We start from the raw sequence: 12,746 nt of genomic DNA on the forward strand, positions 1-12,746 counted from the left end.
TCTGGTAGACTTCCTGTATTTGAAACGTTCAGTTAAACGATAAGTCTGACATAAATGACCGCTATGAGCACTGCAATTACTCGCCAGATCGTCCTCGATACCGAAACCACCGGTATGAACCAGATTGGCGCGCACTACGAAGGGCATAAGATCATTGAGATCGGTGCCGTTGAAGTGGTGAACCGTCGTCTTACGGGGAACAACTTCCACGTCTATCTCAAGCCCGATCGGCTGGTGGATCCCGAAGCGTTCGGCGTTCACGGTATTGCCGATGAGTTCTTGCTGGATAAGCCGACTTTTGCGGACGTGGCTGACGAATTCCTGGAATACATCAGGGGCGCTGAGCTTGTTATCCATAACGCCTCGTTCGATATCGGCTTTATGGATTATGAATTCAGCAAGCTTAATCGTGATATCCCGAAGACGAATACCTTCTGTAAGGTGACAGACAGTCTGGCGCTGGCGAGGAAAATGTTCCCCGGCAAGCGTAACAGCCTGGATGCACTGTGTTCGCGCTACGAGATAGATAATACCAAACGAACGCTCCACGGGGCGTTGCTCGATGCCCAGATCCTCGCCGATGTCTATCTGACGATGACCGGTGGGCAGACGTCTATGAAGTTCAGTATGGAAAATGAGTCGCAGCAAACGCAGGGCGAAGCGGGTATTCAGCGTGTTGTCCGTCAGGCAAGCCGGCTGCGGGTTGTTTTAGCCAGTGATGAAGAGCTGCTTAACCACGAATCCCGTCTTGATCTGGTGCAGAAGAAGGGCGGCAGCTGCCTGTGGCGTGCCTGAAAAAACGCCGGAATGCCTGTAAAATCATCGTTTGGGCGATTTTTGCAGCAAACGATTCAAAATGCGAGAAAAAGCGTTGACGAGATCGGAGGCGCACCGTAATATGCGCCTCGTTCCCCAAACGGGAACAGTGGAGCGGTAGTTCAGTCGGTTAGAATACCTGCCTGTCACGCAGGGGGTCGCGGGTTCGAGTCCCGTCCGTTCCGCCACTATTCAGAAGGCCTGAATCAGAAATGATTCAGGCCTTCGTCGTTTCAGCCAGCTGTGATTCCATTCCCTCTCTTCTGACTTGTAGTTAACAAAAAGTTAATATCAATAGTGCAATTAATTAACAATTGCACAGAATTAGTGCATTCTTTGCACTGCTGTTGTGCATTTTTCCACCGCCGGCTATTCAGGCACGAGTCAGATTGTGTCTCTCTGTAAAAAAGAATTCATACAGAATCATCTGCTTATAACCCGCTATGCAAAAAATTACTGAACCAATTGCAGATTGGTTTGGTTATTGCTTAATCATTAGCACGATAAGCGTCATTCCATATCAATAACTTATCGTTAATAAAAATAAAGCAATGATGAAAGCGAGTGAACCAATATGGAAAAACCGTCACGGTTTCTGGCAAATTCCAGCACCGCGCTTGAACAGCTGCGCGGGCTAATCAACCAGCACGAGTCAACACCAGGCACTCCGCTGCCCACGGAACGTGAGCTGTCGGACACACTCGGCGTAGGACGACGTGAAGTGCGTCGCGCGCTGGACGTGCTGGAAGAAGAGGGGCGCATCTGGCGTAAGCAGGGCAAAGGGACCTTTATCGGCCCGGCTGCACCCGTTGAACCGCTGGCCCTTCAGGGATTGGTTCAGCAAACCAACCTTCTGGAAGTGATGGAAGCTCGTCTGCAGCTCGAACCCGGCTTAGCCCGGCTTGCGGCACTGCGTGCCACCAGGGAAAACCTTGCGCTCATGCAGCGCATGCTGGAACGCATCGACAAGGTCAGCCCGGATGACCGCGATCTCAACGAACTGTGGGATAGCGCTTTTCACCGCGCCATTGCGGAAGCGGCGGGCAACCGCCTGATGCTCGGCCTGTTTGATGCCATTGATGCCGTGCGGCGTGAACCGGGCTGGCAGCATCTGCGCGAGCTGGCACGCACCCCCGAGCGTGTCGATAGCTATAACGACCACCATCACAAGATCATGGCTGCCATTATCCATCGCCAGCCTAACGAGGCCGCGACCGCGATGCGCGAACACCTGCTCAGCCTGCAAACCGCCCTGATTCAGGCGATCCACCTCGAGGACGACTTCACGCCATGACGACAATCCCCTTTAAGGACGCCACGCCCGTATTGCAAGTAAAAAACCTCAACGTTACGTTCGCGGGCTCGCCGGTAAGCGTGCTTGACGGTATCTCGTTGACCGTCAGGGCGGGCGAAACGCTGGCGCTGGTGGGAGAATCCGGCTGTGGGAAAAGTATCACCTCCCTGGCGCTGATGGGATTATTGCCCGCCAGCGCACGGATCGTCAGCGGGGAGATGCAGTTTCGTCGCCACGATCTGCGCAAGCTCTCGCCGCGGGAATATGCCGATCTGCGCGGTAGCGAGCTGGCGATGATTTTCCAGGAGCCGATGACCTCGCTCAATCCGGCGTTTACGCTGGGCGATCAGCTGAGCGAGGCGGTTATGCGTCATCAGGACGTCTCGCGCGCAGAGGCGATGAAGATCGCGCTGCAGATCCTCGAAAAAGTGCAGATTCCGGCAGCAGAGATGCGATTGAAAGCCTATCCCCACCAGCTTTCCGGCGGCATGCGCCAGCGCGTGATGATTGCCATGGCGCTGATCAATCATCCTAAATTATTGATTGCCGACGAGCCGACCACCGCGCTCGACGTCACCATCCAGGCGCAAATCCTCGCCTTGCTCAACACCTTGAAAGAGGAAACCGGCACGGCGGTGCTGATGATCACCCACGATTTAGGCGTGGTGGCCGAAGTGGCGCAGCAGGTGGCGGTGATGTATGCCGGACAGGTGGTAGAGCAGGGAAGCGTCGAGGCGATATTTGCCGACCCGCAGCACCCGTACACCATCGGCCTGATGGGCTCGATCCCCTCCCTTGGCGCACGCAAGGGCCCGCTTTCCACTATTCCCGGATCGGTCCCGCTGCCGGAATCCATGCCGCAAGGCTGCCGTTTCGCAACGCGCTGCCCGTTTGCGCAGTCGCGCTGCCATGATGAAAAACCGCCGCTCACCACGCTCGGCGCGGGCCATCGGGTTGCCTGCTTCCGCGTGCCGCTCGAACACCACATCGCCCTGGGAGAGACCGCATGACCACGCCCATTCTGGAAGCTCGGGACCTCAGCAAGCTGTTCCCCGGCCCGAAAAAACTCTTTACCCCCGCCCGGTTTGTGACGGCGGTCGATCGCGTGTCGCTTGCCGTCATGCCGGGCGAAACGCTGGCGATTGTCGGCGAGTCCGGCTCCGGGAAATCCACCCTTGGCCGTCTGCTGCTGCGCCTGCTGGCCGCCAGCGAAGGGCGCGTGTTTTATCAGGGGGAAGAGATCACCCACGCCTCGGGCGCGCGCCTCAATCAACTCCGCCGCGAGCTGCAGATCATCTTTCAGGATCCCTTCGCCTCCCTGAACCCGCGCATGACGGTGGAGCAGATCGTCGGTGAGCCGCTGTGGCTGCACCAGAACATGAAGAAAGGGGACCGGCAGTACCGCGTTGCCGAACTGCTTAAGACCGTGGGCCTGCCCGCCGCCTGGGCCGGGCGCTACCCGCACGAGTTTTCCGGCGGGCAGCGCCAGCGTATCGGCATTGCGCGCGCGCTGGCCTCGGGACCAAAGCTGCTGCTGGGCGATGAGCCGGTATCCGCGCTGGATGTATCGGTGCAGGCGCAGGTGGTCAATTTACTGGAAAGCCTGAAGCACCAGCTGGGTCTGACGATGGTGATTGTCGCCCACGGTCTGGCGGTGATCCGCCACATGAGCGACCGCGTGGCGGTCATGTACCTCGGGCAAATCGTCGAGCTTGCCAGCGTCGATGAGATCTTTGACGCACCGCTGCACCCCTATACCCAGGCGCTGATCGCCTCGGCGCCGCAGATGCAGCCGGGCGCTGAACGCGACGCGCCGCTGCTGCAGGGGGATTTACCGAACCCGGCCAGTCCGCCGTCCGGCTGCCGTTTCCACACCCGCTGCCCGTACGTCACTGACGAATGCCGTCAGGTCGAGCCGATTAATCAGGTGCTCGACGGCGGGCGTCAGGTTGCCTGTCATCGCTGGCAGGAGATCAACCGCGATCGCAGCGTTATCCAGATCGCACCGCCATCCGCTGCGTTTCTGCGCCGCCGCGCGCTGTTTGAACACGCGGCCACCCACTCGTCCCTTCCTTCAAGGAACTCATGATAATGACAATGCGTAATTCTCTTTTGACCGTACTGGGAAGTGTTATGTTGCTTGGCGCGGCGCTGCCCGCCCATTCTGAAAGCGTGCTGCGTATTGGCCTGGGGGCTGACCCGGACATGCTCGACCCGCATCTGGCGCGCACCTACTATGGCCGCTTCGTCTTTGCCTCCCTGTGCGACAGGCTGGTGGATGTGGATGAAAACCTGAAGGTCGTCCCCGGTCTGGCCAAAGACTGGGCGTGGAGTGACGACGGTAAAACCCTGACGCTCAACCTGCGCGAAGGCGTGACCTTCCACGACGGTGAGAAATTCGATGCCGCCGCGGCAAAATACAACCTCGACCGCGCCCTGACCTTAAAAGGCTCCCTGCGTAAAAGCGAGATCTCCTCCGTTGAATCGGTCGAGGTCACCGGTCCGATGCAGATTGCCCTGCACCTGAAAACGCCGGATGCGGCACTGCTGATGCAGCTCACCGACCGCGCGGGCGCGATGATGGCCCCTGAAGCGGCAAAAAAGCCTGACTTTGCCGCCCATCCGGTCTGTTCCGGCCCGTATAAATTCGACAGCCGCGTGTCCCAGGACCGCATCGTTCTGACCCGCTTCGACAACTACTGGAACAAAGACGCCTACCACTTTGACAAAATTATCTATCTGCCGATCCCGGATGCCTCCGTGCGCCTCGCGAACCTGCGCGCGGGCGATCTTGATCTGACCGAAGGGATTGCTGCCAGCGACGTTAAAACCGTCGAAGCCGACAGCAAGCTGGCGCTGGCGAAGGTGACCGGTCTGGGCTATCAGGGCATCACTTTCAACATCAATAACGGCAAGGTGCCCGCCAACGATCCGTTCAAGGACGCTCGAGTGCGCGAGGCGTTTTCTCAGGCCATTGACCGCGATGCGCTAAACCAGGTGGTCTTTGAAGGGTTGTATACGCCAGCCAACCAGGCGTTTTCCACGGTGAGTCCGTATCACGTCAACCTGCCGGTCCCGCCGCGTGACGTCGATAAAGCCAAAGCCCTGCTCAAAGCGGCAGGCGTCACCGCGCCGCTGACCGTCAACCTGCTGGTGCCGAACAACCCAACCTCGCAGCAGGTGGGGCAGGTGCTGCAGGCGATGGTCGCCGAGGCGGGCTTTAACCTGAACCTGCAGATGACCGAATTCGCCACGCTGCTGGACCGCCAGCAGAGCGGGGACTATCAGCTGAGCTTCTCCGGCTGGTCGGGGCGCCCGGATCCGGACGGCAGCATCTACGGCTTTATCAACAGCAAAGGCACCCTGAACGACGGCCGCTACAGCAACGCGCAGGTCGATGAGTGGCTGACCCAGGCGCGCCAGAGTACCGACCAGGCCGCGCGCCAGCCGCTGTACGACAAGGTGGTGAAGCAGCTGCAAACCGACATGCCGATTGCCTACCTCTACTTCGAGCCGCGTATTTTTGGCCTGAATAAAAGCGTGCAGGGCTTTAAGCCGTACCCGGACGGCATCGTGCGTCTGGCCGGTTTGACGCTTGCGAAATAAGTGTCCTGAGGAGAGCCCATGCTGGATCTGATTTGCAAACGTCTGCTGCTGGCCGTCCCGACGCTGTTGCTGGTGAGCATGATGGTGTTTGGGCTGCAAAAGCTGCTGCCCGGCGACCCGCTGATCGCCATGGCAGGCGAGGAGCGCGACCCGGCGGTCATCGCCCAGCTGCGTGCGGAGCTGAACCTCGATGCCCCGATCCCGGTGCAGTATTTCCACTGGCTGACGCGGGCGCTGCAGGGCGATCTGGGCGTCTCCTTACGCACGCACGAGCCGGTGACGCAGCTGATTGCCAGCAAGCTACCGGTGACGCTTGAGCTGTCGCTGCTGGCGATGATTATCGCGCTGGTGTTTGGCATCAGCATGGGGATCCTCGCGGCGGTGAACAAAAACAGCTGGGTCGATCACGGGGCGAACTTCGTGGCGATCTCGGGGATCTCGATCCCGCACTTCTGGCTGGGGATCCTGTTGATTCTGGTCTTTTCGGTAAACCTGCAGTGGCTCCCTGCGTCCGGCTACGTGCCGTTCAGTGAAGATCCGCTCCAGAACCTGCGCACGCTGCTGCTGCCCGCGTCCGTGCTCGGAACGGGCCTGGCGGCAACGCTGATGCGCCACACCCGCGCCTCGATGATTGCGGTACTGAAGGCGGACTACATCCGCACCGCGCGGGCGAAAGGGCTGCTGCCGAAGGCGGTGATCTTAAAGCACGCCTTTCGCAACGCGCTGGTGCCGGTGATTACCCTCACCACGCTGCTGTTTGGCGAACTGCTGGGCGGCGCGGTGCTGACCGAGCAGGTGTTCACCATTCCGGGCTTCGGCAAGATGATCGTCGATTCGGTATTTAACCGTGATTACGCGGTGGTGCAGGGCGTGGTGCTGATCGTCGCCATCGGCTTCCTGATGCTCAACCTGCTGGCCGACGTGCTTTACGTCCTTATCAACCCGAAAATGCGAGGCTAACGATGGCGGAACTGACGACACAAACCGTTGCGCCCGCACTGCCGCGGGCGCAAAACCGGGTATTGAAAAAATTCCTCGCCAATAAAAGCGCGGTCATTGGCGCGGCAGTGGTGGGGTTCTTTGTGCTGGTGGCGCTGCTGGCGCCGTGGATCGCCCCGTTCGACCCGGTCAAAGCCAACTTCCTGGCGGTGCGCAAAGCGCCGTCGGCGATGTACTGGTTCGGCACCGACGAGCTGGGGCGAGACATCCTATCCCGCATTATCTGGGGGGCGCGCACCTCGCTGATGGCGGGCTGTATGTCTGTGGTGATTGCCGTGGTTATCGGCGTACCGCTGGGGCTGGTGGCGGGTTACTTCCAGAAGATGTGGGACGGCGTCATCTCGCGCGTGATCGAGGCGCTGCTGGCCTGCCCGTTCCTGATCATGGCGATCGCGCTGGGGGCGTTTTTGGGCCCGAGCCTGACGAACGCGATGATCGCCATCGGCCTTTCCGCGATGCCGATCTTCGCCCGCCTGACGCGCGGCCAGGTGATCGCCATTCGCAACGAAGAGTATATCGACGGCGCGCGGGCAATTGGCCTGCCGGATCGCTGGATCATCATCAAATACGTTCTGCCCAACGTGATGTCGCCGATTCTGGTGCAGGCCACGCTGGCCATAGCCTCGGCGATTATTGCTGAAGCCAGCCTGTCGTTTTTGGGGCTGGGACAGCAGCCGCCCAATCCGTCCTGGGGGTCCATGCTCAACACCGCCAAAGGTTTTCTCGAGCAGGCCCCGTGGATGTCCATTTTCCCCGGCGTGGCGATTTTCCTTGCCGTGCAGGGCTTTAATTTACTCGGCGACGGGCTGCGCGATGCGCTCGATCCGCGCCACGACTAAGGAGTCATGATGACCAAAGCGCTAGATTTTACGTCCGGTTACGCTTCACGCCGTCCGCCGATGCTGGGCCATAACGCCGTTGCGACGTCTCAGCCGCTGGCGGCGCAGGCGGGAATGAAGATGCTGCAGCTGGGGGGAATGCCGTGGATGCGGCCATAGCAGCCGCCATGGCGCTGACGGTGGTCGAGCCGACCGGCAACGGCATCGGCAGCGACGCCTTTGCTATCGTCTGGGACGGTGAAAAGCTGCACGGCCTGAACGCTTCCGGTCGTTCGCCTGCGAGCTGGCACGCGGATCTGTTTGCCGGAAAAACCGCGGTGCCCGAAATCGGCTGGGACGCGGTGACCGTGCCGGGGGCGGTATCCGGCTGGGTCTCCCTGGCGGAACGCTTCGGCACGCTGCCGTTGACCACCCTGGCGCAGCCCGCCATTGACTACGCGCGCAACGGCTTCCCGGTCTCCCCGTTGATTGGGCATCTCTGGCAGCGCGGCTATAACAAGCTGAAAGATCAGCCGGGCTTCAGCGCCTGTTTCGCCCCGGAAGGCCGCGCCCCGCGCGTGGGGGAGATCTTCCGTAACCCGGCGCAGGCGAACTCGCTTGAGCTGATTGCCCGCACCAACGGCGACGCCTTTTACCGCGGTGAGCTGGCGCAGAAAATTGCCGCCTTCGCCAGAGAGCATGGCGCGCACCTGACGGCCGAGGATCTGGCCAACCACCGCGTGGACTGGGTAGAACTGCTGTCACGCGACTTTGCGGGCGGCTCGGTGCAGGAGCTGCCGCCAAACGGGCAGGGGATCGCCACGCTGATTGCGCTCGGCATTCTTGAGCAGTGCGGCATTGAGAAGCATCATCCGGATTCCGTGCAGTCTCTGCATCTCTCTATCGAGGCAATGAAGCTGGCGCTGGCGGATCTCGACCGCTACGTGGCAGACGAAGCACACATGGCGTTTGCGGCGAAAGAACTGCTGAGCGACCATTACCTGAAGTCGCGTGCGGCGCTGATCAACCACGACAGCGCATCTGATTTTGTCTACGGTTCCCCGACGCAGAGCGGCACGGTCTACATCAGCACCGCGGACGCCAGCGGGATGATGGTCTCGTTTATTCAGTCCAACTATATGGGCTTCGGTTCAGGCATTGTGGTGCCGGATACCGGGATCAGCCTGCAAAACCGGGGCTGCGGCTTTGTGCTGGATCCAAATCACCCGAACGCGCTGGCGGGCAGCAAGCGCCCGTTCCACACCATCATTCCGGGCTTTGCGATGGACGGCAACGGCCAGCCGCTGATGTCCTTCGGCGTGATGGGCGGCCCGATGCAGGCGCAGGGGCACATGCAGATGGCGCTACGCATCATGCTGCACGGGCAAAACCCGCAGGCGGCAATCGATGCGCCGCGCTGGCGCGTGGTGCAGGGCAGGGAGGTGATCGTTGAATCGACGTTCGATCGCAACACGATTGCCGCGCTGCGCGAGCGCGGGCATCAAATTGTGGTGGAAGATCCGCTTCAGGATTACAACTTCGGTGGTGCACAGGTGATTTACCGCCTGCCGGAAGGACACTACGTGGCGGCGACGGAAAGCCGCAAAGACGGGCAGGCGTTGGTGAGTTAAAAGAAGCGAGCAACATTGGTAGGCCGGGTAAGGCGTAGCTGCCACCCGGCTTTTTTTTTCACTCAATGCTAAAAGGATCCGCATCCTGCCACGCCGGAAACTTCTCCCGGTACTCCTTCAGCGCCGTTAACGATAATTCGGCATCAATACGCGTCGCCTGATGCGGCTCGGCGGTGGCGATGATCTCGCCCTGCGGATTCACCACCCGGCTGTCGCCGCGATAGTGATGCCCGTTGCCGTCCGTCCCCACGCGGTTGCAGCCCACCACGTACGCCTGGTTCTCAATCGCGCGCGCCACGAGCAGCGACTGCCAGTGCAGGGAGCGCGGTGCAGGCCAGTTGGCAACATACAGCGCCAGGTCGTAATCGTTGCGGTTACGAGACCACACCGGGAAGCGCAGGTCGTAGCAGACCAGCGGCAGAATACGCCAGCCGCGCCATTCGAACACCACGCGCGCGTTACCGGCTTCATAGTGATGGTGCTCATCCGCCATACGGAACAGGTGGCGCTTGTCGTAGAAATGCACCTTTCCTTCCGGCTCGACCAGCAGGAAGCGGTTCACCGGGCCGCGCTCCGTTTGCAGCGCGGCGCTACCGGCAATCAGCGCGTTGGTCTGCTGCGCTTTGGCATGCATCCATGCAACCACCTCATCCTGCGGCATTGACTGTTTTGCCGCTTCCATGGCGAAGCCAGTGGTGAACATTTCCGGCAGGACAATCACATCACGCCCGGTAATGTCTTCGAGTTGACGATCAAAGTGGCGCAGGTTGGCGGGGCCATCCATCCACACTAAAGGTTGCTGCAAAATAGAAATCTTCAGACCAGGCACGATACAGGCTCCTCAAACGACCACTTTTTGACACTGTAGCACGACATAACGAGAAAATGTGGCAATAAAAAACCCCGCGCGAGGCGGGGTTTAGGTAAGCGAAACGCGTTATGCCGCTTCAGGTTTACGGTGCTTCTCCGGCAGCTTTACCGGCTGCGTCGCCAGCTCGTCCGGTTCGAAATCATCCACGTTAATGCTGCGCAGACGGCTCTCTTCGGCTTTCACCAGCAGAGCGGCCTCATCTTTATTGATAATGCCACCGGCCAGCGCCTGTTTTGCCAGTTCGTCCAGACGGGTAAACGGCAGGTTTTTGCCCAGCTGTTTACAGATCTTCTGGTGAATCGGATCGGCGGCCATCACGTCAAGCAGCGCCTCTTCCAGCAGACCCACCGGGTTATGCGGCGTCGGTGCGAGGTACTGACCGCGGCCGATGCGGGAACGGGTTGCGCTCGGAACCTGCAGGATCTTCGCCACTTTGTGGTCCAGCTTGTCGGACGGTGCCAGATGGTGACGACCGGTCGGGAAGATCACCACGCGCAGGGCGCCTGCCACGAAGCGGTTCGGGAAGTTTGCCAGCAGATCGTCAATCGCCTGTTCAGCCTGATACAACGCATCCTGTACGCCCCAGTGCACCAGGGGCAGATCCGCTTCCTGACGGCCTTCGTCGTCGTAACGTTTCAGGACCGCAGAGGCCAGGAAGATCTGGCTCAGCACATCGCCCAGACGGGCAGAGATACGTTCGCGACGCTTCAGGCTGCCGCCCAGCACCGCCATGGAAACGTCAGACAGCAGGGCCAGGTTGGCGCTCAGACGGTTCAGATGCTGATAATAACGTTTGGTTGCATCGCCGGTCGGCGTGGCGCTGGTAAGGCCGCGCGTCAGGCCCAGCCAGAAGCTGCGCACCTTGTTGCTGCCCACGTGACCGATATGTTTGAACAGCAGCTTATCGAAGGCATCCACGTCGTTGTTCTGCGCCGCGGCCATCTCTTCCAGCACGTATGGATGGCAGCGAATTGCGCCCTGACCGAAGATCATCATGCTGCGGGTCAGGATGTTTGCCCCTTCAACGGTGATGGCAATCGGTGCGCCCTGATAGCCGCGCGCCAGGAAGTTGCCTTCGCCGAGCATAATGCCTTTACCGCCCGCGATATCCATCGCGTCAATAATTGACTGCTGCGCGCGGTGGGTACAGTGGTACTTCACAATGGCCGACAGTACGGCTGGTTTTTCGCCCAGCATAATGCCGTAGGTAATCAGCGTGGCGGCAGCGTCCATCACGTAGGCGTTGCCCGCGATACGCGCCAGCGGCTCTTCGATACCTTCCATCTTGCCGATGGAGATTTTGAACTGACGACGGATGTGGGCGTAGGCACCAATCCCCATCGCCACCGACTTCAGACCGCCGGTTGAGTTCGACGGCAGGGTAATGCCGCGGCCCACCGACAGACATTCCACCAGCATACGCCAGCCCTGACCGGCCATTTTTGGACCACCGATGATGTAATCAATCGGCACAAAGATATCCTGGCCGCGGGTTGGGCCGTTCTGGAACGGCACGTTCAGCGGGAAGTGACGACGACCAATCTCAACGCCCGGGGTGGAGGTTGGGATCAACGCACAGGTAATGCCCAGATCTTCTTCGCCGCCCAGCAGTCTTTCCGGGTCAGAGAGCTTAAAGGCCAGACCCAGCACGGTGGCGATAGGGGCCAGCGTGATATAACGCTTGTTCCAGGTCAGGCGCATGCCCAGCACCTGCTCGCCCTGCCACTCGCCCATGCAGACCACGCCGGTATCCGGAATCGCGCCCGCATCGGAGCCTGCTTCCGGGCTGGTCAGCGCGAAGCAAGGGATTTCCTGACCGCGAGCCAGACGCGGCAGGTAGTGATCTTTCTGCTCTTCGGTACCGTAATGCTGCAGCAGTTCGCCCGGGCCTAAGGAGTTAGGCACGCCAACGGTAATCGCCAGGATGCCGGAAACGCCTGCCAGCTTTTGCAGCACGCGAGCCTGAGCGTAGGCGGAGAACTCCAGACCGCCGTACTCTTTCTTAATGATCATCGCGAAGAAGCGATGCTCTTTCAGGTAGGCCCACAGCTCTGGCGGCAGGTCGGCCATTTCATGGGTGATGGCAAAGTCGTTCGCCATACGGCAGGCTTCTTCTACCGGGCCGTCAATAAACGCCTGTTCTTCCGCGGTCAGACGCGGCTGCGGGTAGTTATGCAGCTTTTTCCAGTCCGGATTGCCCTGGAACAGGTCGCCTTCCCACCAGGTGGTGCCCGCATCAATCGCTTCTTTTTCAGTACGCGACATGGGCGGCATCACCTTGCGGAAGCCTTTGAACACCGGTGCAGAGATCATTGATTTACGCATCGGGGCAAAGTTAAACGGCAGAAGGATGATGGCAAGAGGGACTAAAAGCCAGATAGTCCAGAGACCTGCGACGCCAAGCGCAGCCGTCCAGGCCAGAAGAATCAGGCTGCTCAGGAATAAACTTACGCGGTGATAGAACAACACACCGAGCAGAACAACGGTTGCGAGAATGCTCAAAATCATCATAAAGAAAAGCTCCCTTGCTTGTAGGAGGTCTGACCACTTGTGATGATATGGTTGTAGTTGATGTTATTTCCTTTAGCAATGTGTTTACAAAATAATTACAACCTGGTTCACATTGTTCGCGTTTTACCCGGCACGAAAAAGCAAAACGCCGGACGTTTCGCATGGCTTTAGCTTCTCGCTTTTCCCGCTATCCGGTACAC

General features: G+C 59.7%; 9 protein-coding genes, 1 tRNA gene and 1 pseudogene. 9 read left to right on the plus strand and 2 right to left on the minus strand.

Annotated features, from left to right (window positions below):
- Positions 1–63: 63 nt before the first annotated feature.
- The 9 genes and pseudogenes from dnaQ (at position 64) to BFV67_RS04130 (ending at position 9,164) form a co-directional block, all read left to right on the plus strand.
- Complete coding sequence (gene dnaQ, locus BFV67_RS04090) at positions 64–795, plus strand: DNA polymerase III subunit epsilon (RefSeq protein WP_025912581.1); 732 nt, start codon at positions 64–66, stop codon at positions 793–795.
- 132 nt (positions 796–927) lie between these two features.
- Positions 928–1,004 (plus strand) — tRNA-Asp (locus BFV67_RS04095).
- A 386-nt stretch (positions 1,005–1,390) separates the two neighbouring features.
- On the plus strand, positions 1,391–2,110 hold the full coding sequence (locus tag BFV67_RS04100) for a FadR/GntR family transcriptional regulator (RefSeq protein ID WP_021242871.1): 720 nt from the start codon (positions 1,391–1,393) through the stop codon (positions 2,108–2,110).
- Positions 2,107–3,120 carry an ABC transporter ATP-binding protein gene (locus BFV67_RS04105; RefSeq protein ID WP_055321984.1) on the plus strand — a complete coding sequence of 338 codons (1,014 nt, stop codon included), beginning with the start codon at positions 2,107–2,109 and terminating at the stop codon, positions 3,118–3,120. The genes BFV67_RS04100 and BFV67_RS04105 overlap by 4 nt, the downstream gene beginning before the upstream one ends.
- Positions 3,117–4,199, plus strand: a complete 1,083-nt coding sequence (locus tag BFV67_RS04110) for an ABC transporter ATP-binding protein (protein ID WP_047748032.1) — start codon at positions 3,117–3,119, stop codon at positions 4,197–4,199. Before BFV67_RS04105 ends, BFV67_RS04110 begins: the two co-directional genes overlap by 4 nt.
- Positions 4,200–4,201: 2 nt before the next feature.
- Positions 4,202–5,716 carry an ABC transporter substrate-binding protein gene (locus tag BFV67_RS04115; protein ID WP_023343412.1) on the plus strand — a complete coding sequence of 505 codons (1,515 nt, stop codon included), beginning with the start codon at positions 4,202–4,204 and terminating at the stop codon, positions 5,714–5,716.
- 18 nt (positions 5,717–5,734) lie between these two features.
- Complete coding sequence (locus BFV67_RS04120) at positions 5,735–6,676, plus strand: ABC transporter permease (protein WP_069597901.1); 942 nt, start codon at positions 5,735–5,737, stop codon at positions 6,674–6,676.
- A 2-nt stretch (positions 6,677–6,678) separates the two neighbouring features.
- Positions 6,679–7,554, plus strand: coding sequence for an ABC transporter permease (locus BFV67_RS04125; RefSeq protein ID WP_021242873.1), 876 nt, complete (start codon positions 6,679–6,681; stop codon positions 7,552–7,554).
- 9 nt (positions 7,555–7,563) lie between these two features.
- Positions 7,564–9,164, plus strand: a pseudogene (locus tag BFV67_RS04130) (gamma-glutamyltransferase family protein).
- A gap of 58 nt (positions 9,165–9,222) precedes the next feature.
- On the opposite strand, the gene BFV67_RS04135 reads toward BFV67_RS04130, so the two are convergent.
- Complete coding sequence (locus BFV67_RS04135; RefSeq protein WP_021242875.1) at positions 9,223–9,993, minus strand: amidohydrolase; 771 nt, start codon at positions 9,991–9,993, stop codon at positions 9,223–9,225.
- Positions 9,994–10,101: 108 nt separating this feature from the next.
- On the minus strand, positions 10,102–12,546 hold the full coding sequence (fadE, locus tag BFV67_RS04140) for an acyl-CoA dehydrogenase FadE (protein ID WP_032664056.1): 2,445 nt from the start codon (positions 12,544–12,546) through the stop codon (positions 10,102–10,104).
- Positions 12,547–12,746: the final 200 nt, after the last annotated feature.

Origin of the sequence: Enterobacter roggenkampii, from assembly GCF_001729805.1 — a bacterium.
Taxonomy (GTDB): Bacteria; Pseudomonadota; Gammaproteobacteria; order Enterobacterales; family Enterobacteriaceae; genus Enterobacter; species Enterobacter roggenkampii.

Bases quoted from the DNA above. Each gene is read 5' to 3' on its own strand.
- dnaQ (WP_025912581.1), top strand. From the start codon at position 64: ATGAGCACTGCAATTACTCGCCAGATCGTCCTCGATACCGAAACCACC.
- BFV67_RS04100 (WP_021242871.1), top strand. From the start codon at position 1,391: ATGGAAAAACCGTCACGGTTTCTGGCAAATTCCAGCACCGCGCTTGAA.
- BFV67_RS04105 (WP_055321984.1), top strand. From the start codon at position 2,107: ATGACGACAATCCCCTTTAAGGACGCCACGCCCGTATTGCAAGTAAAA.
- BFV67_RS04110 (WP_047748032.1), top strand. From the start codon at position 3,117: ATGACCACGCCCATTCTGGAAGCTCGGGACCTCAGCAAGCTGTTCCCC.
- BFV67_RS04115 (WP_023343412.1), top strand. From the start codon at position 4,202: ATGACAATGCGTAATTCTCTTTTGACCGTACTGGGAAGTGTTATGTTG.
- BFV67_RS04120 (WP_069597901.1), top strand. From the start codon at position 5,735: ATGCTGGATCTGATTTGCAAACGTCTGCTGCTGGCCGTCCCGACGCTG.
- BFV67_RS04125 (WP_021242873.1), top strand. From the start codon at position 6,679: ATGGCGGAACTGACGACACAAACCGTTGCGCCCGCACTGCCGCGGGCG.
- fadE (WP_032664056.1), bottom strand. From the start codon at position 12,546: ATGATGATTTTGAGCATTCTCGCAACCGTTGTTCTGCTCGGTGTGTTG.